General features: G+C 56.2%; 20 protein-coding genes. 12 read left to right on the forward strand and 8 right to left on the reverse strand.

Translation table 11 applies throughout. From position 1 onward, the window contains the following. From dnaA to AC4LF3_RS00025, 5 genes are all read left to right on the forward strand, one after another. The coding region (dnaA, locus tag AC4LF3_RS00005; RefSeq protein ID WP_491834553.1) for a chromosomal replication initiator protein DnaA at positions 1-1,494 on the forward strand (1,494 nt) is incomplete at its 5' end. A 28-nt stretch (positions 1,495-1,522) separates the two neighbouring features. Then, a complete protein-coding gene (gene dnaN / locus AC4LF3_RS00010; RefSeq protein ID WP_010796345.1) occupies positions 1,523-2,626 on the forward strand; it encodes a DNA polymerase III subunit beta in 1,104 nt (367 codons plus the stop codon). A gap of 12 nt (positions 2,627-2,638) precedes the next feature. Further along, entirely contained in the window at positions 2,639-3,748 is a 1,110-nt protein-coding gene (recF, locus tag AC4LF3_RS00015) for a DNA replication/repair protein RecF (protein WP_491834554.1), read from the forward strand. Further along, complete coding sequence (gene gyrB / locus AC4LF3_RS00020; protein ID WP_491834555.1) at positions 3,745-6,165, forward strand: DNA topoisomerase (ATP-hydrolyzing) subunit B; 2,421 nt, start codon at positions 3,745-3,747, stop codon at positions 6,163-6,165. The genes recF and gyrB overlap by 4 nt, the downstream gene beginning before the upstream one ends. A gap of 163 nt (positions 6,166-6,328) precedes the next feature. After that, positions 6,329-6,886 (forward strand): GNAT family N-acetyltransferase, encoded by a 558-nt coding sequence (locus tag AC4LF3_RS00025; protein WP_491834556.1) that lies wholly within the window; start codon positions 6,329-6,331, stop codon positions 6,884-6,886. Between the two features lie 55 nt (positions 6,887-6,941). Here the strand turns inward: AC4LF3_RS00025 and AC4LF3_RS00030 are convergent, their stop codons facing one another. Genes AC4LF3_RS00030 through glyQ form a run of 4 tightly spaced genes read right to left on the reverse strand, consistent with a single transcriptional unit; the run spans position 6,942 to position 11,262 of the window. After that, positions 6,942-7,715, reverse strand: a complete 774-nt coding sequence (locus AC4LF3_RS00030; RefSeq protein ID WP_491834557.1) for a lysophospholipid acyltransferase family protein — start codon at positions 7,713-7,715, stop codon at positions 6,942-6,944. Positions 7,716-7,718: 3 nt separating this feature from the next. Then, positions 7,719-8,255 carry a D-glycero-beta-D-manno-heptose 1,7-bisphosphate 7-phosphatase gene (gene gmhB / locus AC4LF3_RS00035; protein WP_491834558.1) on the reverse strand — a complete coding sequence of 179 codons (537 nt, stop codon included), beginning with the start codon at positions 8,253-8,255 and terminating at the stop codon, positions 7,719-7,721. A gap of 5 nt (positions 8,256-8,260) precedes the next feature. After that, positions 8,261-10,315 carry a glycine--tRNA ligase subunit beta gene (gene glyS, locus AC4LF3_RS00040; protein WP_491834559.1) on the reverse strand — a complete coding sequence of 685 codons (2,055 nt, stop codon included), beginning with the start codon at positions 10,313-10,315 and terminating at the stop codon, positions 8,261-8,263. Continuing rightward, positions 10,312-11,262 carry a glycine--tRNA ligase subunit alpha gene (gene glyQ / locus AC4LF3_RS00045; protein ID WP_219651308.1) on the reverse strand — a complete coding sequence of 317 codons (951 nt, stop codon included), beginning with the start codon at positions 11,260-11,262 and terminating at the stop codon, positions 10,312-10,314. Before glyQ ends, glyS begins: the two co-directional genes overlap by 4 nt. A 102-nt stretch (positions 11,263-11,364) precedes the next feature. On the opposite strand from glyQ, the gene AC4LF3_RS00050 reads away from it, so the two are divergent. From AC4LF3_RS00050 to AC4LF3_RS00065, 4 genes are all read left to right on the forward strand, one after another. Next, on the forward strand, positions 11,365-11,934 hold the full coding sequence (locus tag AC4LF3_RS00050) for a DNA-3-methyladenine glycosylase I (RefSeq protein ID WP_286787330.1): 570 nt from the start codon (positions 11,365-11,367) through the stop codon (positions 11,932-11,934). 55 nt (positions 11,935-11,989) lie between these two features. Further along, positions 11,990-12,877, forward strand: coding sequence for a lysophospholipid acyltransferase (locus tag AC4LF3_RS00055; protein ID WP_010796354.1), 888 nt, complete (start codon positions 11,990-11,992; stop codon positions 12,875-12,877). Between the two features lie 121 nt (positions 12,878-12,998). After that, complete coding sequence (locus AC4LF3_RS00060) at positions 12,999-14,318, forward strand: Nramp family divalent metal transporter (protein WP_491834560.1); 1,320 nt, start codon at positions 12,999-13,001, stop codon at positions 14,316-14,318. 34 nt (positions 14,319-14,352) lie between these two features. Continuing rightward, complete coding sequence (locus tag AC4LF3_RS00065) at positions 14,353-14,619, forward strand: PilZ domain-containing protein (protein ID WP_188866213.1); 267 nt, start codon at positions 14,353-14,355, stop codon at positions 14,617-14,619. Positions 14,620-14,634: 15 nt separating this feature from the next. On the opposite strand, the gene AC4LF3_RS00070 is transcribed toward AC4LF3_RS00065, so the two are convergent. The 4 genes from AC4LF3_RS00070 to def form a co-directional block, all read right to left on the reverse strand. Beyond that, the gene (locus AC4LF3_RS00070) at positions 14,635-14,949 is read right to left on the reverse strand and encodes a tetratricopeptide repeat protein (protein ID WP_491834561.1); all 315 of its coding nucleotides are present in this window, start codon (positions 14,947-14,949) and stop codon (positions 14,635-14,637) included. A gap of 11 nt (positions 14,950-14,960) precedes the next feature. Then, the gene (gene rsmB / locus AC4LF3_RS00075; protein ID WP_491834562.1) at positions 14,961-16,268 is read right to left on the reverse strand and encodes a 16S rRNA (cytosine(967)-C(5))-methyltransferase RsmB; all 1,308 of its coding nucleotides are present in this window, start codon (positions 16,266-16,268) and stop codon (positions 14,961-14,963) included. Then, complete coding sequence (fmt, locus tag AC4LF3_RS00080; RefSeq protein WP_491834563.1) at positions 16,265-17,209, reverse strand: methionyl-tRNA formyltransferase; 945 nt, start codon at positions 17,207-17,209, stop codon at positions 16,265-16,267. The genes rsmB and fmt overlap by 4 nt, the downstream gene beginning before the upstream one ends. A gap of 123 nt (positions 17,210-17,332) precedes the next feature. Continuing rightward, positions 17,333-17,842, reverse strand: a complete 510-nt coding sequence (gene def / locus AC4LF3_RS00085; protein WP_188866209.1) for a peptide deformylase — start codon at positions 17,840-17,842, stop codon at positions 17,333-17,335. 143 nt (positions 17,843-17,985) lie between these two features. Here def and AC4LF3_RS00090 point away from each other — a divergent pair, with 143 nt between their 5' ends. The 3 genes from AC4LF3_RS00090 to tsaC are packed head-to-tail and all read left to right on the forward strand — an operon-like array spanning position 17,986 to position 20,787. After that, on the forward strand, positions 17,986-19,011 hold the full coding sequence (locus AC4LF3_RS00090) for a LysM peptidoglycan-binding domain-containing protein (RefSeq protein WP_010796361.1): 1,026 nt from the start codon (positions 17,986-17,988) through the stop codon (positions 19,009-19,011). A 54-nt stretch (positions 19,012-19,065) separates the two neighbouring features. Further along, a complete protein-coding gene (gene dprA / locus AC4LF3_RS00095; RefSeq protein ID WP_010796362.1) occupies positions 19,066-20,181 on the forward strand; it encodes a DNA-processing protein DprA in 1,116 nt (371 codons plus the stop codon). A 51-nt stretch (positions 20,182-20,232) separates the two neighbouring features. After that, positions 20,233-20,787 carry an L-threonylcarbamoyladenylate synthase type 1 TsaC gene (tsaC, locus tag AC4LF3_RS00100; RefSeq protein WP_010796363.1) on the forward strand — a complete coding sequence of 185 codons (555 nt, stop codon included), beginning with the start codon at positions 20,233-20,235 and terminating at the stop codon, positions 20,785-20,787. The last annotated feature ends 5 nt before the right edge of the window (positions 20,788-20,792 follow it).

A 20,792-nucleotide genomic window follows, 5' to 3' on the forward strand; every position in this document is an offset into this window, starting at 1 on the left:
GTGTCAGTTGAACTTTGGCAGCGCTGTGTCGATGTACTGCGCGATGAGCTGCCTTCTCAGCAATTCAATACTTGGATCCGCCCTCTGCAAATAGAAGCAGAAGGAGCCGAGCTACGCGTTTATGCGCCGAATCGGTTCGTACTGGATTGGGTAAATGAAAAGTACGTTAGCCGGTTGCTCGAGCTGCTTGAGGAGCAATCCGATGATGGGTTGGTACCCGAGCTGACTCTGCTGATTGGAAGTCGCAAGAGCAGCAAACCTACGCGAGCGCCTTCCATGACGGCGCCGCCTGCTCCTGTCGTATCCACTACACCTTCATTACCTGAGTCTACGGGTCGAGATCCGGTTGCCGAGCCTGAAACATCAGTGCAGCAGATCGAGATGCCGATCGCTGATGATGCCGATCCGCAGCCGGCGCCTCTGGTCGCCAACAAGACCGAGCGCAACGTTCAGGTAGAAGGGGCGCTCAAGCATACGAGCTACCTCAATCGTACTTTTACTTTCGAGAATTTTGTCGAGGGTAAGTCCAACCAGCTGGCTCGTGCTGCAGCCTGGCAGGTTGCGGACAACCCCAAGCATGGATACAACCCTCTCTTCCTTTATGGAGGGGTTGGCTTGGGCAAGACGCACCTCATGCATGCAGTGGGCAACCATCTGCTCAAGCGTAATCCCAATGCCAAGATTGTGTATCTGCATTCGGAGCGTTTCGTGGCTGACATGGTGAAAGCCCTGCAGTTGAACGCCATCAATGAATTTAAGCGTTTTTATCGCTCCGTTGATGCCCTGCTGATCGACGATATCCAGTTCTTCGCACGCAAGGAGCGTTCACAGGAAGAATTCTTCCATACGTTCAACGCCCTGCTTGAAGGCGGACAGCAGGTTATTCTGACAAGTGATCGTTACCCCAAGGAAATCGATGGGCTTGAAGAACGCCTCAAGTCCCGTTTCGGCTGGGGGCTGACAGTGGCTGTCGAACCGCCTGAGCTGGAAACGCGAGTGGCCATTCTCATGAAGAAGGCAGACCAGGCGAAGGTAGACCTTCCCCATGACGCTGCCTTCTTTATCGCCCAGCGGATTCGCTCGAATGTTCGAGAGCTTGAGGGTGCACTCAAGCGTGTCATCGCCCATGCTCATTTCATGGGGCGAGAAATTACGATCGAGTTGATTCGCGAGTCGCTCAAGGATCTGCTGGCGCTTCAGGACAAACTGGTTAGCATTGAAAATATCCAGCGAACGGCTGCTGAATATTACAAGATCAAGATCGCCGATCTGTTGTCGAAGCGACGTTCTCGTTCCGTTGCTCGTCCTCGCCAAGTGGCGATGGCCCTGTCGAAGGAATTGACCAATCACAGCCTGCCAGAAATAGGTGATGCCTTTGGCGGGCGCGATCACACGACAGTGCTGCACGCTTGTCGTAAGATTGCCGAACTCAGAGAGTCCGACGCTGATATTCGCGAGGACTACAAAAATCTATTGCGCACACTGACGACCTGATCAGAAGCACTTGGCAAGGGACAAGACCATGCATTTCACTATTCAACGCGAAGCCTTGTTGAAACCATTGCAGCTCGTGGCTGGTGTCGTGGAGCGTCGGCAGACATTACCGGTGCTGTCCAACGTGCTGCTGGTGGTCCAGGGCCAGGAACTGTCCTTGACAGGTACTGACCTTGAGGTTGAGCTGATCGGCCGTGTAACGCTCGAAGACAAAGCTGAGCCTGGCGAGATTACCGTACCGGCTCGCAAACTCATGGATATTTGTAAGAGTTTGCCAAGCGATGCCCTGATCGATATCCGGACCGATGAGCAGAAGCTGCTCGTCAAAGCTGGCCGCAGTCGCTTTACATTATCCACATTGCCGGCCAATGACTTCCCTACCGTTGAGGAAGGTCCCGGATCAATGAGCTTCAGCCTGCCGCAAAGCAAGTTGCGCCGTCTTATCGACCGCACTGGATTTGCCATGGCTCAGCAGGATGTCCGTTACTATCTGAACGGTATGCTGCTTGAGGTCAGCGAAGGCCATTTGCGCGCAGTTGCGACCGATGGGCACCGTCTTGCCATGTGCGTACAGGAAGCGGGAATCCAGTACGAAGGTCGTCATCAGGTAATTGTGCCGCGTAAAGGTATCCTGGAGTTGTCACGGTTGCTGCTCGAGCCTGAGGAGCCGGTCAATGTTACGTTGGGCCAGCACCACATTCGAGCGACGACCGCTGACTTTACCTTTACTTCAAAGCTGGTCGATGGGAAATTCCCTGACTACGAGCGTGTACTGCCACGCAACGGTGACAAGGTTCTGACTGGTGAGCGTCAGCTGTTACGGGAGGCGTTCAGCCGTACGGCTATCCTTTCTAATGAAAAATACCGTGGTATTCGCCTCCAGCTGGTAACCGATCAGCTGAAGATCCAGGCTAACAACCCTGAACAGGAAGAAGCTGAAGAAGAGTTGCAGGTGGATTATGCTGGTGCCGATCTGGAAATCGGATTCAACGTAAGCTATTTGCTCGACGTACTGGGCGTCATGACGACGGACCAGGTACGCATCACCCTTTCCGATTCCAATAGCAGTGCGTTGGTTCAGGAAGCCGGCAATGACGAGTCCTCTTACGTCATTATGCCGATGCGTCTGTAATTTCGAGGCGCGATGTCCCTTATCCGCCTGACCGTCACCGCTGTGCGTAACCTGCACGCGGTGACGCTGACGCCTTCCCCGCGGATCAATATCCTTTACGGCGACAACGGTAGCGGCAAGACCAGTGTATTGGAGAGTATCCATCTGCTAGGACTTGCTCGCTCGTTTCGTAGCACCCGACTGTCACCCGTTATCCAGAACGAGCAAGCCGCCTGTACGGTCTTTGGCCAGGTCAGCTTGCCTAGTGATGGCGTCAGTAGTCTGGGCGTCCAGCGTGAGCGTAATGGTGATTTCACTATTCGTATCGATGGGCAGAATGCTCGAAGTACAGCCCAACTTGCTGAAACTCTGCCGATTCAGTTGATCAATCCCGACAGTTTTCGATTGCTTGAAGGAAGCCCAAAGATCAGGCGGCAGTTTATAGATTGGGGTGTGTTCCACGTGGAACCGCGTTTTCTACAAGTGTGGCAAAGGCTTCAGAAAGCGCTAAGACAGCGGAACTCATGGCTGCGACATGGTAAAATGGATCCTGCCTCGCAACAGGCGTGGGACAGAGAACTGACGCAAGCCAGCAACGAAATCGATGCGTTTCGGCGAGCCTATATTACAGAGCTCAAACCTGAGTTTCAGGCTGCTCTGGAAGAGCTAGTCGATATTGAAAACCTGACGTTCAGTTATTACCGCGGCTGGGACAAAGACCGCGAGCTGCAGGATGTGTTGACGGCGTCCTTGACCCGAGACATGCAGCTTGGACATACGCAGGCCGGTCCGCAGAGAGCCGATCTACGAATTAGGCTAGGTAGCCACAACGCGGCAGATATCCTGTCGCGTGGCCAGCAAAAACTGGTGGTCTGTGCATTGAGAATTGCACAGGGAAGATTAATCAATCGAGTCAAGCGCGGCCAGTGTGTCTATCTGGTAGATGATTTGCCTTCCGAATTGGATGAACAGCACCGCAAGGCATTATGCCGTTTGCTGGAAGGCCTTAACTGCCAGATCTTCATCACGTGTGTCGAGAAAGAATCATTGGAATCCAACTGGCAAGACGACACGCCAGTGGCCCTGTTCCATGTTGAACAGGGATCCATTACGCAGACCCCAAGCGTTGGGAGTAAAGCATGAGCGAGAACCAGACTTACGATTCCTCCAGTATTAAGGTACTGAAGGGACTGGATGCAGTTCGCAAGCGTCCGGGAATGTACATCGGCGATACCGATGACGGTACCGGCTTGCATCACATGGTATTCGAAGTTGTCGATAACTCTATCGACGAAGCCCTGGCGGGGCATTGTGATGAAATTACCATTACGATCCACACGGATGAGTCCATAACCGTCCGCGACAATGGACGTGGAATTCCGGTCGATATCCACAAGGAAGAAGGCGTTTCGGCAGCCGAAGTCATCATGACGGTACTGCACGCAGGCGGTAAGTTCGACGATAACACTTACAAAGTATCCGGCGGCTTGCACGGTGTAGGTGTGTCCGTTGTAAACGCTTTGTCTGAAGAGCTGCGCCTGACGATCCGTCGACTCGGTCAGGTTTGGGAACAGGTCTATGTCCACGGCGTTCCGCAGGAGCCTCTTAAGGCGATTGGTGAAACGGACGGGACCGGCACTCAAATCCATTTCAAGCCGTCAGCCGAGACCTTCAGTAACATCCATTTCAGCTGGGATATTCTGGCCAAGCGATTGCGCGAACTGTCCTTTCTGAACTCGGGCGTGGGCATTCTGCTGCGAGACGAGCGCTCGGGCAAGGAGGAGATGTTCAAGTACGAAGGCGGACTGCGCGCATTCGTTGATTATCTCAACACTAACAAAACGCCTGTCAATCAGGTGTTCCACTTCAACGTAGGTGACCGCGAAGACGGTATCGGTGTGGAAGTAGCGTTGCAGTGGAATGACAGTTTCAACGAAAACATTCTCTGCTTTACCAACAATATTCCTCAGCGTGATGGCGGTACTCACCTTGCCGGTTTCCGTTCAGCGCTGACCCGTAACCTGAACACCTATATCGAGGCGGAAGGTCTGGCCAAGAAGTTCAAGGTTGCGACTACAGGTGACGATGCACGTGAAGGCTTGACGGCAATTATTTCCGTTAAGGTTCCGGATCCCAAGTTCTCTTCCCAGACGAAGGATAAATTGGTTTCTTCTGAAGTGAAGACTGCAGTAGAACAGGAAATGGGTAAGCAATTCGCTGATTTCCTGCTCGAAAATCCCGGTGAAGCCAAAGCGGTTGTCGGTAAGATGATCGATGCGGCACGCGCTCGTGAAGCGGCGCGCAAGGCACGCGAAATGACCCGCCGTAAGGGCGCTCTGGATATCGCAGGTCTGCCCGGTAAGCTGGCGGACTGTCAGGAAAAGGACCCTGCGCTGTCAGAACTGTACATCGTGGAGGGTGACTCCGCAGGCGGTTCGGCGAAGCAAGGCCGTAACCGCCGTACGCAAGCCATTCTTCCACTAAAGGGCAAGATCCTGAACGTGGAGAAGGCGCGCTTTGACAAGATGCTGTCTTCTGCTGAAGTCGGTACGCTGATTACAGCGCTGGGCTGCGGCATTGGCCGTGAAGAATTCAACATCGACAAGCTGCGTTATCACAACATCATCATCATGACCGATGCTGACGTTGACGGCTCGCACATCCGTACGCTGCTCTTGACGTTCTTCTTCCGTCAGATGCCCCTGTTAATCGAGCGTGGTTATATCTATATCGCTCAGCCTCCGCTGTATAAGGTCAAGCGTGGCAAGCAGGAGCAATACATCAAGGACGACGAGGCGATGGAGGAATACCTCACGCAGACCGCCCTTGAAGATGCTAGCCTGCACGTGAATGAGCATGCTCCAGGACTTTCCGGCGTTGAGCTGGAGAAAATGGTGAACAACTATCGTACGGTGATGAAGTCCCTCAAGCGGCTGTCCCGCCTGTATCCGTCGGATATCAGCGAGCACATGCTTTACCTGCCTCGTGTTGAATTGGAGCAACTGGCTGACCAAGCGGCGATGAACGCATGGATCGACATGCTGCGTACGCGTCTGAAGACCAATGAGCGCTCCGGTCTTGCCTACGAAGTCAACTTGCGTGAAGACCGCGAACGTCATCTTTGGCTGCCAGAGGTTGAGACCAAAGCGCACGGGCTCTCAAGTTATGTCACCTTCAACCGGGATTTCTTCGGTAGCAATGACTATCGTCAGATCACGACGCTGGGCGCTCAGATCAACAACCTGCTTGAAGACAGCGCTTATGTGAAGCGTGGCGAGCGCCGCAAGGCAGTCTCTACTTTCCGTGAGGCTCTTGAATGGCTAATGGGCGAGACAGCGAAACGCTACAGCATCCAGCGCTATAAGGGCTTGGGCGAGATGAATCCGGATCAGTTGTGGGAAACCACAATGGATCCGAATGTACGTCGCATGTTGCGTGTCACGATTGAAGACGCTATTGCTGCTGACCAGATCTTTAATACCCTGATGGGCGATCAGGTAGAGCCGCGTCGCGACTTTATTGAAAGCAATGCCCTGGCAGTATCAAACCTGGACGTCTGACCGCTACGTAACAAACAAAAGGCCAACGGAAACGTTGGCCTTTTTTATTGTGGTTAACTTTAACAGCACCAATACCATGCGTTGATTTCCCACAGCTGTGTTGGAAATCTGCTGGTAACACAGCTTGTGTATATCTCAGAGTTATACACAGTCGAGTTAACACATGTCTTCTCTTCCCTTGTTGAAAACACATCGTTTGCAGCTAAGGCCGTATGTCCCTGCCGATGCGCCTTTTCATTATCTGCTGGCTGACAATCCCGATATTGCTTCCATGACCGGGACGCTGCCCTCGGCTTATACCCTTGAACTGGCAGAGCACTGGATCTCCAATCATGAACGTTGGTTTATGGAAGGACGAAGCCTTAATCTGGCCGTTGTGCTTCAAGAACATGCTGCATTGATTGGAACGATAAGCCTGAGCGGTTTCGGCTCTCCTCATCGAAAAGCTGGCTTGGCTTACTGGATAGGCAAAGCCTACTGGAATCAGGGCTACTGCAGCGAGGCAGCAATGGTGGTAATTGAATATGGTTTTACTACGCTTGGACTCAATCGGATCTTCGGCGAGTGCTTCAAGCGAAACCGTGCATCTATCAGAGTGTTGGAAAAGCTAGGCATGAGCTACGAAGGGTGCCGGCGCGAAGATATGCACAAGGCAGAGCAATTCGAGGATGTGATGATGTATGACTTGCTTCGAAAGGAATGGAAACAGACCTCTGTATAATTTTCATCTGTGCATAACAAAACCCGGTTATCCCGGGTTTTGTTTTTTGACCTGATCAACTATTAGTAGCGGGCCTGACTGGAGGGTCAGTTAACGCTGAGTTATGCACAGGTGATATAGAGGCCAGCGCTTGATCGATAAAGGACTGACTACGGTTATTGAGGTCTACAATCGCACGGGGATCAGAGCCATTGGGCGGTAGGGCCGGACCAATAATCACTTTGATGGTGCCGGGACGCTTGACCCAGCTCTTGTTTGGCCAGTATTCACCGGCGTTGTGAGCGATAGGCAGTACCGGCACGTTCAACGCACAAGCCAGCGCAGCGCCACCGCGAGAAAACTTGCCAGTCTCTCCCGGCGATACACGAGTCCCTTGGGGAAAAATCAGTACCCAGCAGCCTTGCTTGATGTAGCGTCCGCCTTGTTCGGTAATCTGCTGAAGGGCAACCTTGCCATTGTTTCTGTCGATAGCGATTGGCTTGAGCAAAGCAAAAGCCCAGCCGAAGAACGGTACCTTGAGCAACTCGCGCTTGATCACCTGTGAGGTGGGTTCAAACAGGGCAGACAGGAAAAAAGTTTCCCAGGTGCTCTGGTGGTTGGCAATGATGATGCAGGGTGTCTTGGGAATATTCTCAAGCCCTGAAATCTCATAGCGGATACCGCAAACCACCTTGGCCAGCCAAACGGCAAAACCCGTCCAGGCCTTGACGATAAAGCGATAGCGCGCTCGATAGGAAAGCAGCGGAGCGACCAGCAGGGATACACACGACCAGATGATGCCGCTGGTGCCAAGGAGAATATAGAAGATCACAGTACGCAGGACGCGCATGGATTAGTCCTGTAGGAGATGTTGTACAACAGCCGCCAGATCGGGAAAGACCTGTGTTCCTTTCGGGAGCGGCTTCTGCAAGGTTCGCTCACCCTTCCCTGTTTTTACAAGGTAAGGCGTACAGCCCATGGCAATACCAGCGGTCAGATCACGCAGGCTATCGCCGACCACAGGAACCCCGGTCAGGTCGGTCATGCCGTAATGCTGTGCCACTTGGCGGAACATACCCGGGCTTGGCTTGCGACAGTCACAGCCGTCATCCGGACCGTGGGCGCAGTGAACGATCAGATCGACATGGCCGCCCTGCCCGCTCACCAGCTGCCTGAGTTTTTCGTGCATGGCCTCCAGTGTCTCGCCATCGAACAGCCCGCGCGAAATACCGGACTGGTTGGTGGCAATCGCCACCTTCCAGCCGGCTTGGCTCAATCGGGCCATGGCTTCGATACTGCCCGGGATCGGAACCCATTCCTCGACCGATTTAACAAACGCGTCGGAATCCTGATTGATGACGCCATCCCGGTCCAGCACGATCAGCTTCATATCGATCAACCCAGCAACGAGATATCGGCAATGCCCAGGAACAGCGCCCGTAGACGTGCCAGGAGCGCATAGCGGTTTGCGCGGATATGCTCGTCTTCAGCGTTTACCAGTACCTGATCAAAGAAGCTATCGACCGGTTCACGTAGACTTGCCAGGCGGTTGAGTGCTTCGCGGTAGTTACGTGCCAGTGACAGCGGCTCGACGTTCTGCTCGGCATCAGTGATTGCTTCGAGCAATACCCGCTCGGCATCGTGTTCGAAGAGCTTGGCATCGACCTGGGCCAGTACCATGCCTTCGGCCTTGCCTAGAAGGTTGGATACACGCTTGTTGGCCGCTGCCAGCGAAGCGGCTTCCGGCAAACCACGGAAAGCCTGAACGGCCTGCACTCGCTGATCAAAGTCCAGTGCCGAGTTGGGTTTCAGGGCGCGTACAGACAGATAGACTTCAGCGGCAACGCCTTCATCCTCATAGCGCGCGCGCAGGCGGTCAAAGATGAAATCCTGTACCTGCTGAGCCAGATCGCCCGCTTTGACCTTATTACCGTACAGTTCGATGGCCTTGTCGATCGCAGCCGGAATACTGAGGTCCAGCTGTTTTTCGATCAGGATGCGCAGCACACCCAGGGCCTGACGGCGCAGGGCGAACGGGTCCTTGCTACCGGTGGGCAGCATGCCGATGCCGAAGATACCAACCAAGGTATCGAACTTGTCTGCCAATGCAACAGCGGCGCCTGTAGCGGTACGAGGCAATTCAGCTCCTGCACCGCGGGGCATGTATTGTTCGTTCAACGCGTGCGCAACGTCTTCGGCTTCACCGCCATGCAGTGCATAGTAATAGCCGGCGACGCCCTGCATTTCAGGGAATTCACCTACCATTTCGGTAGCCAGATCGCACTTGGCCAGGATGCCTGCACGTGCTGCTTTTTCTACGTCGCTGCCCAGTTGTTCGGCGATGTATGCCGCCAGCTGGGAAACACGCTCGGACTTCTCATAGACAGTGCCAAGTTGAGCCTGGAAGACCACATTCTTCAATCGCTCGTTGAAGTGCTCCAGCGGCTGCTTCTTATCCTGTTTAAAAAAGAATTCGGCATCGGTCAGACGCGGGCGAACAACCTTCTCATTTCCAGAAACGATCTGGATTGGGTCCTTGCTTTCGACGTTTGCCACCGTGATGAAGCGCGGCAGAAGCTTGCCGTTGGCGTCCAGCAGGCAGAAGTACTTCTGGTTGTCCTGCATGGTGGCGATGAGGGCTTCCTGGGGAACCTCGAGGAAACGTTCCTCAAACGAGCACACCAGTGGTACCGGCCATTCGACGAGTGCAGTCACTTCATCAAGCAGACCTGCCGGCACGACGGCATTGCCCTGCTGCTCGGCAGCCAGCTCATTGACGCGGCGCTCGATCAACGCGCGACGTTCGGCAAAATCGGCCAGCACATAAGCTGCGCGAAGGTCTTCAGCATAGTTGGCGGGAGCCGTGATGTTTACGCTGCCTGGACTATGGAAGCGGTGACCGCGAGATTCGCGGCCGGCTTTCTGGGCCAGGATTTCGCAATCCAGTACGTCATTGCCAAAGAGCATGACGAGCCACTGGGTCGGACGAACAAATTCTTCACGACGGGCGGCCCAGCGCATGCGCTTGGGAATAGGCAGTTCACCCAGGGAAGCTTCAACAATCCCTGGCAACAGGGTGCCGGCTGGTTGACCCTGAATTGTCTGGGAGAAACGAAGCTTCGGACCGCTACGGTCGATTTCGCTGATATCCACGCCGCACTTGCGGGCGAAACCCAGCGCCGCCTGTGTAGGGTTGCCGTCGGCATCAAAGGCTGCTTTGACCGGCGGGCCGTCCAGATTGACGCTGCGATCAGGTTGCTGCTCATCCAGTTGGTTGATCAGCACGGCTAAACGGCGCGGTGCAGCGTAGTAACGGGTACCGCCATAGTTCAGCCCGGCAGCCTTGAGGCCTTTTTCGATACCGGCGAGAAACGCCTCACCCAAGCTTTTCAAGGCTTTGGGTGGCAGCTCTTCAGTACCGAGCTCGACGAGGAAATCCTGGGCGCTCATTGTTCGGCCTCCTTGAGTTTGGCGAGTACTTCGTCACGCAGTTCGGACGTGGCCATGGGGAAGCCAAGGCGTGCGCGGGCCTTCAGGTAGCTGTGCGCCACAGCACGGGCCAGGGTACGAACGCGCAGAATATAGCGCTGGCGCTCGGTTACAGAAATGGCGCGGCGAGCATCCAGCAGGTTGAAGGTATGCGAGGCCTTCAGCACCATTTCATAGGTCGGCAACGGCAATTCGAGCTCAAGCAGGCGGTTGGCTTCCGACTCGTAAAAGTCGAACAGCTCGAACAGCTTGGGCACATTGGCATGCTCGAAGTTGTAGGTGGACTGCTCCACTTCGTTCTGATGGAACACGTCGCCATAGGTCACGGTACCGAATGGACCATCGGTCCAGATCAGGTCATAGACCGAGTCGACGCCCTGCAGGTACATGGCCAGACGTTCCAGGCCATAGGTAATCTCACCGGTCACTGGATAGCACTCGATGCCACCGGCCTGCTGGAAGTACGTGAATTGGGTAACTTCCATGCCGTTCAGCCAGACTTCCCAACCCAGACCCCAGGCACCCAGGGTGGGCGATTCCCAGTTGTCTTCCACGAAGCGGATGTCATGGACGAGCGGGTCAAGGCCGATGGCCTTCAGGGAGCCGAGGTAAAGCTCCTGGAAGTTTTCCGGGTTGGGCTTCAGGACTACCTGGAATTGGTAGTAGTGCTGCAGGCGGTTGGGGTTTTCGCCGTAGCGACCGTCGGTTGGACGGCGGCTGGGTTGTACGTAGGCGGCGTTCCAGGTTTCCGGGCCGATGGCGCGAAGGAACGTGGCGGTATGGAACGTACCGGCGCCGACTTCCATGTCATAGGGCTGCAAAACAACGCAGCCCTGCTCCGCCCAGTAGTTTTGCAGGGCGAGGATCAGATCCTGGAAGGTGCGCACGGCGGGTGGAGTCGAAGTCACGGCGTTCACCTGTGCTGGAGACGGTAAAAGTCAGGCAGTATAACCGATTAGACTCGGATGATATTTAGGTGAACGGCCTGTTCTGACCATTAGGGAGCCCTCATGCCGCGTTGCTACTGGTGTACTGACGATCCGCTGTATATCGCCTACCACGATGAGGAGTGGGGAATACCGCTGAAAGATCCGCAGCGGCTGTTCGAGTTGCTGGTGCTGGAAGGCTTCCAGGCGGGATTATCGTGGATCACCATTCTGAAAAAGCGCGCCCGTTATCGGGAAGTGCTGTTCGGTTTCGATCCTGGGCGACTGGCGGCCATGACCGATGAGGAGATTGAGATACGCATGCAGGATGCAGGCATCATTCGCAACCGGATGAAGCTCAAGGCTGCCCGGCAAAACGCCCAGGCGTGGCTGCGCCTGGAGGATCCGGTGACGTTTCTCTGGTCGTTCGTCGGTGGTGAGCCAAAGATCAACCATTTCCGCGATCGCAGCGAGGTCCCTGCCATCACGCCTGAGGCTGAGGCGATGAGCAAGGCGCTCAGGAAGGCAGGCTTCACGTTTGTCGGCCCGACCATCTGTTATGCCTATATGCAGGCCGCCGGGCTGGTGATGGATCACACGACGGACTGCGACCGTTACGCCGTGTTATGTGGTGATCAGATGCCGAAAGGCTGATCAGCCCCGGCGTGCGGCAGTACAATAGTGGATTTTATGCTTGTGGGAGTTGCTCTTGGAAAAGCTCAAAGGCGCGCTGATTGTCGGCTTCTTGCGTCTGTTGGCCCTATTGCCCTGGTCCATGGTACAGCGGCTGGGTTCCTTCATTGGCTGGTGCATGTGGAAACTGCCGACACGTGCTGGCAAGGTGACCCGGATCAATCTGGCCCATTGTTATCCAGAGCTTGAGGGCGAAGCGCTGGAGCAATTCTCCAAGGAGTGCCTGGCTGGTATCGGCAAGACCCTGACCGAAAGCGCCTGTGCCTGGATCTGGCCAGCAGAGCGCTCGCTCAAGCTGATTCGTGAAGTGGAAGGCATGGACGTGCTGCAGGAGGCATTGGCTTCAGGCGATGGCCTGGTGGGCATTACCAGCCATCTGGGTAACTGGGAGTTGCTCAACCACTTTTATTGCTCCCATGCCAAGCCGATCATTTTCTACCGTCCGCCCAAGCTGAAAGCAGTGGATGAGCTCCTGAAGAAACAGCGGGTTCAACTGGGCAACCGTGTGGCACCTTCTACCCCGGAAGGCATCATCAGTGTGATCAAGGAGGTGCGTCGGGGCGGCGCTGTGGGTATTCCGGCCGATCCCGAGCCTAGCCGAAGTGCGGGGCTGTTCGTGCCCTTCCTCGGCACTACGGCGCTAACCAGCAAATTTGTGCCGTCGCTGTTGGCCAAGGGTAAGGCGCGGGGTGTGTTTTTCCATGCGGTGCGCCTGCCGGATGGCAGTGGCTACAAGGTGATTCTCGAGGCTGCTCCACCGGAAATGTATGACAAGGATCCGGAAGTGTCCGTGGCCGCCATGAGCAAGGCGCTGGAGCGTTACGTCAGTACCTACCCTACGCAATACATGTGGAGCATGAAGCGCTTCAAAAACCGCCCGGATGGCGAGCCTCGCTGGTACTGAGCGTATTCCATGCACTTGTGTGGTCAACCATTCATATCCAGCCAAGTGTGATGCCTGGTCTGTTCGGGTTCAGACCAGGCCTTGATACAGGCAAACCAGTCTTACTGATCGAGAGCAGCAGGTGAAATTCTCAATTCCCAAAATTGCTACAGCACCCTTCTGTCCCTCCGAGGTCAGTGGGTCGGTGACTGTCACGCCCGGTGCGCCCTTCTGGCGCAAGGCTTTCCAGTTTGCAGGTCCGGGCCTTCTGGTCTCGATCGGTTACATGGATCCTGGCAACTGGGCGACCGCCATCGAGGCAGGCTCCCGCTTTGGCTACAGCCTCTTGTTTGTGGTGTTGCTGGCCAGCTTGGCCGGCATGGTGGTTCAGTGCCTATGCGCGCGTCTGGGACTGGCCACTGGCCGCGATCTGGCGCAGCTCTCTCGCGAGCGATACAGCCCGCGGACAGCCAAGACGCACTGGGCATTGGCACAGATATCCATCATCGCCACCGATCTGGCGGAGGTGCTGGGATGCGCGTTGGCATTTCATCTGCTGCTTGGGTGCTCGCTAACCACGGGGATCATCCTGACGGCTTTCGATACCTTGTTGATCCTGAGCTTGCAGCGTCGGGGGTTCCGTCAGTTGGAGGCCATCATGCTGGGGCTGGCCGCCACGATCGGTATCTGCTTCTTTATCGAGCTGATGCTGGTCAATCCATTCTGGCCCGACGTGGCAAAAGGCTTCGTACCGTCCTGGGAGGCGATCGCTCATCAGGAGCCCTTGTATCTGGCGATCGGCATCCTGGGCGCGACCGTCATGCCGCACAACCTCTATTTGCACTCTTCGGTGGTGCAGACACGTCTGGTGGCGAAGGATCAGGCCAGCCGGCTAGAGGCCATTCGGCTGGCGCGTTTCGATACCATTGGCTCGCTGGCGCTGGCCCTGCTGATCAATGCGGCGATCCTGATTCTGGCCGCTTCGGCATTTCACCGTACCGGCCATACGGATGTGGTCGAGATTCAGGATGCGTACCACCTGCTCGATCCGCTGGTTGGCGGTGCGCTCGCCAGCATTCTGTTTGGTGTGGCGCTGCTGGCTTCGGGACAAAGCTCGACCTTTACCGGGACGGTAGCCGGACAGGTCATCCTGGAAGGGTATCTGCAACTCAAGATTCCCTGCTGGCAGCAGCGATTGGCCACACGCGCCATGGCCCTGGTCCCGGCGCTGATTGGCGTGTGGTGGTTGGGCGAGGGTTCCGTGGGCAAGCTATTGGTACTGAGTCAGGTTGTCCTGAGTCTGCAGCTTCCCTTTGCGCTCTACCCGCTCATTCGCATGACGAGCGATACGAAACTCATGGGCCCTTTTGCTAATCGCACCTATACCAAGCTGCTGGCCTGGTTTCTGTTCGGTATCATCAGTCTCGCCAACCTGTGGCTTCTGGCGCAGTGGTTATTCTGATGACAGACGGAAAAGCAGTAAGTAGGAGAACGTGATGGGTATCAATCAGAGACGCCACCCACGTATAGCCATGAAAGTCCGGTTGCGCATCACGCATCCGGACTTTGGCGAGCTGATCTGCCAGACACGCGATCTGTCTGATGGTGGCGTCTATGTACAGCATGCGACGTTGACGGAGTGGCCTGTCGGCACAAGGGTGCAGGGGCAGGTGCTGGACCTGCCTATCGAGGCACCGATAGTGGATATGGAAGTAATGCGCGTGGATGCACTTGGTGCGGGCTTCCGCTTCCTGCGAGGATAGGCCAGGAAGTTTGGCTTAGCCCTTTTGCTTATCCAGACGCTTCAGGAAAACCGTCATTTCTTTCTCTGACTGCTTATCGCCTTTGGCTTGGGCTGCTGCCAGGCCCACCTGCCAAGCCGTACGAGCCCCGTCACTGTCGCCCTGCTGATCCAACGCCTTGCCAAGTAGCTTCCAGGCAGCGGAGTAACCTGCATCTTGTTCCACACAGCGCCGAAGGTGTACAGCCGCCTGGGTAGCATCACCCGCATCCAGATAGCCCTTGCCCAGCCCGAACCGCAACATGGGATTATCCATTCCCTTGGCCAGCATTTTTTCCAGTGATTCGAGCATGGGCAGTCCTCTTATTTAGCGATTTTGATCAGCTTGGCGTAGTAAAACCCATCGTGACCATTTTCTTGGGGAAGCAACTGTCGGCCATGTGGCTGTTTGATCCCCCAGGGTGCTGGGATATCCAGCTCCCTGGCGCCCGGCGTTCGCGCCAGAAACGCGCCGATGTTATCGGTATTTTCAACCGGCATTACCGAGCACGTGGCATACAGCAGAATGCCTCCGACTTCTAGCGTGGGCCAGAGTGCATCCAGGAGTTCAGCCTGTAATTGGGCCAAGGCAGGAATGTCCTCGGGTGTACGGGTAAGCTTGATATCTGGATGGCGACGGATGACGCCTGTGGCTGAACAGGGTGCGTCGAGCAGAATGCGCTGGAACGGTTTGCCGTCCCACCAGTTATCCACTGCGCGGCCGTCCGCTGCAATCAAGGTGGCAGAAAGGTTGAGGCGGCTGAGGTTTTCACGTACTCGGGCGAGACGCGCCTCCTCGGCATCGATAGCCACAACTTCGGCCAAGCGCTCTTCCCGCTCAAGGATGTGGCACGTCTTGCCACCAGGCGCGCAGCAGGCATCCAGCACACGCTGGCCAGGTGCCAATTCCAGCAACAGGGCTGACAGTTGCGCGGCTTCGTCCTGAACGCTGACGCGACCCTCGGCAAAGCCCGGCAGGGTTTTTACATCCTGAGCTGCCAGCAGGCGAATGCCGTCCTCACTGTAGGCGCAGGCTTCAGCCTCAATACCGGCGGCAATGAGTTCGGCCAGATAAGCGTCTCGTGTTCCCAAGCGATGGTTTACCCGCAAAATGAGCGGGGGATGAAGATTGTTGGCGTGGCAGATCGCTTCCCAGTGCTCAGGCCAACGCGCCTTGAGCTCTTTTTGTAGCCAACGCGGATGGGCCAGCCGAGCGGCAGGGTCACGCTCAAGGCTTGCCAGGATCTCTTCGCCTTCCCGTTGGGCACGACGCAGTACTGCATTGAGCAGGCTTTTTGCCCAAGGCTTTTTAAGCTTGTCCGCGCAGCCTACGGTTTCACCTAAGGCTGCATGGGCAGGCACGCGAGTGTAGAGGAGCTGATACAGACCAACCAGCAGCAGCGCTTCCACGTCGCGATCCGCTGCCTTGAATGGTTTTTGTAACAGCTTCTCGGCCAGCAGAGCCAACCGGGGCTGCCAGCGAGCGGTGCCAAAAGCCAGCTCCTGAACCAGCGCACGATCCCGTGGATCAACTTTGTCCTGTTGGGCTGGCAGGCTGCTACCCAGCGAGGCGCGGCCTGCCAGCACGGCAGCCAGTGCCCGAGCCGCAGCAAGACGGGGATTAAGACTCATAAGCCAAGTACCTGACCTGCGGCAAAGCGCTCACGGCGGGCATTAAACAAGTCAGCAAACGCGAGCGGTTTACCGCCAGGAAACTGTATGCGCGTTAACAGCAATGCGTCTCCACCACAGGCAACGCGTAAGCCTTCACGGCTGGCCTCCAGAATCTCACCTGGTTGTCCGTTGCCGTCTACTACTGTTGCCGCGTAGATTTTCACGCCTTCTCCCGCCAGTGTGCTGTGGCATAACGGCCACGGATTGAAGGCACGGATCAGCCGTTCCAGATCGACAGCAGGACGGCTCCAGTCCAGCTTGGCTTCTTCCTTGTTAAGCTTATGAGCGTAAGTTGCCAAGGCATCATCCTGCAGCTTGTCTGGCAACGTACCGGCTGCCAATGCAGGAATGGCTTCGACAACCGCTTCTGCGCCTAGCAATGCGAGACGGTCATGTAGGCTGCCACCGGTATCTTCGGCAGTAATCTGTGTACTTACCTTGCTCAACATGGGGCCGGTATCCAGGCCCGCTTCCATCCGCATGACCGTGACGCCCGTTTCGGCATCGCCCGCTTCGATGGCACGCTGGATCGGCGCAGCCCCCCGCCAGCGAGGTAATAGCGAGGCATGGCTGTTAATGCAGCCCAGGCGCGGAATATCCAGTACGGCTTGCGGCAGAATCAACCCATAGGCCACGACGATCAGGAGATCAGGCTTAAGGGCTGCAAGCTCTGCCTGTGCATCAGCGTTGCGTAGCGTCTGAGGTTGATACACTGGAATGTTGTGAGATTCCGCCAGCTGCTTGACGGGACTCATCGCCAGTTTCTGCCCTCGTCCAGCCGGACGGTCAGGTTGTGTATACACGGCGGCTATTGAGTAGCCTACCCTTAACAGAGCATGTAGATGGCGGGCGGCAAATTCTGGTGTACCAGCAAAGACAATACGCAAAGGTTGAGTCATGGGGCTCTCATGGATCAGTACAAGGCAGCAACTGCTCGCTACTATAAAGGCGAGTCTTGCATAGGATAGAGGTCTTGGCACCAGAATGAAAAAGGCCTGCTGCTGCAGGCCTTTTCAGAGCGATCAGGCGTTCTGCTGGCGGTGCTGCTTTTCCAGCTTTTTCTTGATGCGGTCGCGCTTGAGCGAGGATAGATAATCAACAAACAACTTGCCGTTGAGGTGATCCACTTCATGCTGAATGCAAACAGCCAGCAGGCCTTCGCAAATCATCTCGAACGGCTCGCCATTACGATCAAGGGCATTTACCTTGACGCGTTCAGGTCGCTCTACTTTTTCGTAGAAGCCCGGTACGGACAGGCAGCCTTCCTGGTACTCGCCCAAGTCCTGGGTCAGGGGTTCCAGTTTCGGGTTGATGAACACGAGCGGCTGGCTCTTGTCTTCACTGATATCGATGACGATCAGCTGTTTGTGAACATTGACTTGGGTAGCGGCCAATCCTATGCCAGGCGCTTCGTACATGGTTTCGAACATGTCATCGATCACCTGACGAAGGGCATCGTCCACCTCCGCAACCGGCTTAGCGATAGTGCGCAAGCGGGGATCAGGGAATTCTAAGATATTTAAAAGGGCCATGATGTGTGTGAAGCACGTGTGGAATAAATTCGAAAGGCACTGCTAAGATGCAGCAGCGTTGATTTAATAGCCCCGCCAGGGAGTGATTGGGGCATTCCCTCAGGGTTTTTTTGCATATTGCACATAGTAAAGGGATTCACCGGATGAGGAAATCGTTGTTCGCCCTGTTGCTGGTGGCGGCTAGCAGTTGGGTGCAGGCCGACGTACAGCTGCGCCAGGGGCATCCAGACAGTTACACGGTGGTGCGCGGCGATACCCTTTGGGATATTTCCGGCAAATTTTTGAGCAAGCCCTGGCAGTGGCCAGAAATATGGCATGCCAACCCACAGGTCGAAAACCCGCATTTGATCTATCCCGGCGATAGACTGAGTCTTGTCTACGTGGACGGGCAGCCTCGGCTGATGCTCAACCGTGGCGAGTCCCGCGGCACGATCAAACTGTCGCCTACCATCCGGTCGACACCGATTGCCGAAGCGATACCGACGATTCCGCTGGAGGCCATCAACAGCTTCCTGCTGTCGAACCGTGTGATCGATGATGCCAATCAATTCAGGAACGCCCCCTATATCGTGGCCGGCAATGCCGAGCGTGTTGTCAGTGGCGCCGGTGATCGAGTCTACGCACGTGGCCACTTCACCGAGGACCAGCCTGCCTACAGTATTTATCGGCAGGGAAAAGCGTATAAAGATCCCCAGACTGAAGAATTTCTGGGCATAAACGCCGATTATATCGGTAGCGGCGACAAGGTGACCTCTGAAGGCGACATGACCACGCTGGTGCTCAGCCGCTCCAATGAAGAGGTTCGCCTGGGCGATCGCCTGTTCCCCACCGAGCAGCGTGTCGTCAACTCGACCTTTATGCCCAGTGCACCCGACAGGGACATCAACGGAATCATTCTTGATGTTCCGCGTGGTGTTACCCAGATCGGCCAGTTCGATGTGGTCATCATCAACAAGGGTATGCGCGACGGGTTGGTCGAAGGCAACGTACTGGCTGTCTACAAGACCGGCGAAACCGTACGCGACCGGGTAACGGGTGATAACGTCAAGGTGCCCGACGAGCGCTCTGGTCTGCTGATGATCTTTCGCACCTATGACAAGCTCAGCTATGGCCTGGTCCTGAATGCGACTCGTCAGCTCTCGGTTCTGGACAAGGTCCGTAATCCCTAAATAGTCACACTGGCGCAGCCTTTCAAGGGGTGCGCCACGATCAAGGATGATCGTATGTCGTTTTCTTCTCCGGCGGAGCTTGAAGCCCGCCTGCGTCTGCATAATCTCCCTGAAATTGGTCCGCGCCGCTTTCACCATCTGATTCATGCCTTTGGCAGTGCTTCGGCAGCGCTTAGTGCGCCGGCTTCCGCCTGGCAGGCATTGGGTATTCCGGGCGTCTGCGCAGACGCCCGCCGTACCGCTGAAACCCGTGAACGTGCAGCCCATGCTCTCGCCTGGCTGGAAAGTGAACATCACCACTTGGTGTGTTGGGATGATCCCCGCTATTCCGCACTACTGGCCGAAACCAAGGGGGCGCCACCTCTGCTCTATGTAGCGGGAGCCGTGGAACTGCTGGAGCGGCCCCAGCTCGCCCTGGTCGGCAGCCGCCAGGCGAGTGCCTATGGGCTTGATAACGCTCGCCGGTTTTCCAAGAGCCTTGCGGCGGCAGGTTTCTGCGTAACCAGCGGCCTTGCGCTCGGCGTCGATGGTGCAGCTCACGAAGGTGCGCTGGAAGCCAGCGGTGCTACGATTGCCGTATTGGGCACAGGGCTTGAGCGACTCTATCCTCGTCGCCATATCAGCCTGGCTCGTCGTATCGTCGAGCACGGTGGCGCGCTGGTGTCAGAGCTACCCTTGGATGCAGCACCCAACGCCGCCAACTTTCCGCGGCGTAACCGTATCATCAGCGGGTTATCACTCGGTGTACTGGTGGTCGAGGCGAGTCCTTCGAGTGGCTCCCTGATCACAGCGCGGCTGGCAGCAGAGCAAGGACGCGAAGTGTTTGCCATTCCCGGCTCGATTCATCATCCCGGCGCACGTGGCTGCCATCAGCTGGTCCGTGAAGGGGCGCAACTGGTCGAGAGTATCGAACATATTCTGGAATCGCTCAGAGGCTGGCAGGCACCGTTTGGACAATCGTCCCTGCCCTTGATGAATGAGCCTGAACCAGCAGATGTTCCACGTGAAACGCATCCTTTGCTGGACGTGCTGAGGGCTTCCCCCCAGAACAGCGAGACGCTTGCCCAGCTCAGCGGTTACGAGGTTTCTCATTTGCTGGCCGAGCTGACGGAGCTTGAGCTGGATGGCCGTGTGGCCCGTGAAAATGGACTTTGGGTCTATCGAGCGTGACGGGTCAGTCTCGGTTAAACTCGTGATCTTTTTATGGACAGGAGTGAACCGATGCTCAGCTGCTGGCGCGTTCAATATGCTGCTCACGTCATACGTCACGGCGGTGTAATCGCCTACCCGACCGAGGCAGTCTGGGGCCTGGGATGTGATCCCTGGGATGCGGCTGCGGTCTATCGGTTGCTGCGTATCAAGCAGCGCCCGCTGGAAAAGGGTTTGATTGTAGTGGCCGACAACATCAGGCAGTTCGATTTCCTGCTGCATGATCTGCCCAAGGAATGGAAGGACAAACTGTCGAGCACATGGCCGGGGCCCAATACCTGGCTGGTGCCGCACCAGAACCGCTTGCCGGGCTGGGTGACGGGTGTGCATCAAACGGTAGCGTTGCGTGTGACTGACCACCCTCTGGTGCGTGAACTGTGTGCCTTGAGCGGCCCGATCATTTCTACCTCCGCCAACCCGGCGGGACGTCCGGCCGCCCGTTCACGGCTTAAGGTTGAGCAGTATTTTTCCGGAGAGCTGGACGCCGTGCTGGGCGGTGCGCTGGGTGGTCGCAGAAGCCCCAGCGTTATCCGCGATCTGGAAACAGGTCAGGTCTTTCGTCCCTGATAGTA

The organism is Pseudomonas sp. C2.3V (assembly GCF_058536325.1).

Bases quoted from the DNA above. Each gene is read 5' to 3' on its own strand.
- AC4LF3_RS00090 (WP_010796361.1), top strand. From the start codon at position 17,986: ATGAGGAAATCGTTGTTCGCCCTGTTGCTGGTGGCGGCTAGCAGTTGG.
- AC4LF3_RS00070 (WP_491834561.1), bottom strand. From the start codon at position 14,949: ATGCTCGAATCACTGGAAAAAATGCTGGCCAAGGGAATGGATAATCCC.
- recF (WP_491834554.1), top strand. From the start codon at position 2,639: ATGTCCCTTATCCGCCTGACCGTCACCGCTGTGCGTAACCTGCACGCG.
- glyS (WP_491834559.1), bottom strand. From the start codon at position 10,315: ATGAGCGCCCAGGATTTCCTCGTCGAGCTCGGTACTGAAGAGCTGCCA.
- AC4LF3_RS00030 (WP_491834557.1), bottom strand. From the start codon at position 7,715: ATGCGCGTCCTGCGTACTGTGATCTTCTATATTCTCCTTGGCACCAGC.
- tsaC (WP_010796363.1), top strand. From the start codon at position 20,233: ATGCTCAGCTGCTGGCGCGTTCAATATGCTGCTCACGTCATACGTCAC.
- AC4LF3_RS00050 (WP_286787330.1), top strand. From the start codon at position 11,365: ATGCCGCGTTGCTACTGGTGTACTGACGATCCGCTGTATATCGCCTAC.
- fmt (WP_491834563.1), bottom strand. From the start codon at position 17,209: ATGACTCAACCTTTGCGTATTGTCTTTGCTGGTACACCAGAATTTGCC.
- gmhB (WP_491834558.1), bottom strand. From the start codon at position 8,255: ATGAAGCTGATCGTGCTGGACCGGGATGGCGTCATCAATCAGGATTCC.
- AC4LF3_RS00025 (WP_491834556.1), top strand. From the start codon at position 6,329: ATGTCTTCTCTTCCCTTGTTGAAAACACATCGTTTGCAGCTAAGGCCG.
- rsmB (WP_491834562.1), bottom strand. From the start codon at position 16,268: ATGAGTCTTAATCCCCGTCTTGCTGCGGCTCGGGCACTGGCTGCCGTG.
- dnaN (WP_010796345.1), top strand. From the start codon at position 1,523: ATGCATTTCACTATTCAACGCGAAGCCTTGTTGAAACCATTGCAGCTC.
- AC4LF3_RS00065 (WP_188866213.1), top strand. From the start codon at position 14,353: ATGGGTATCAATCAGAGACGCCACCCACGTATAGCCATGAAAGTCCGG.
- def (WP_188866209.1), bottom strand. From the start codon at position 17,842: ATGGCCCTTTTAAATATCTTAGAATTCCCTGATCCCCGCTTGCGCACT.
- dprA (WP_010796362.1), top strand. From the start codon at position 19,066: ATGTCGTTTTCTTCTCCGGCGGAGCTTGAAGCCCGCCTGCGTCTGCAT.
- gyrB (WP_491834555.1), top strand. From the start codon at position 3,745: ATGAGCGAGAACCAGACTTACGATTCCTCCAGTATTAAGGTACTGAAG.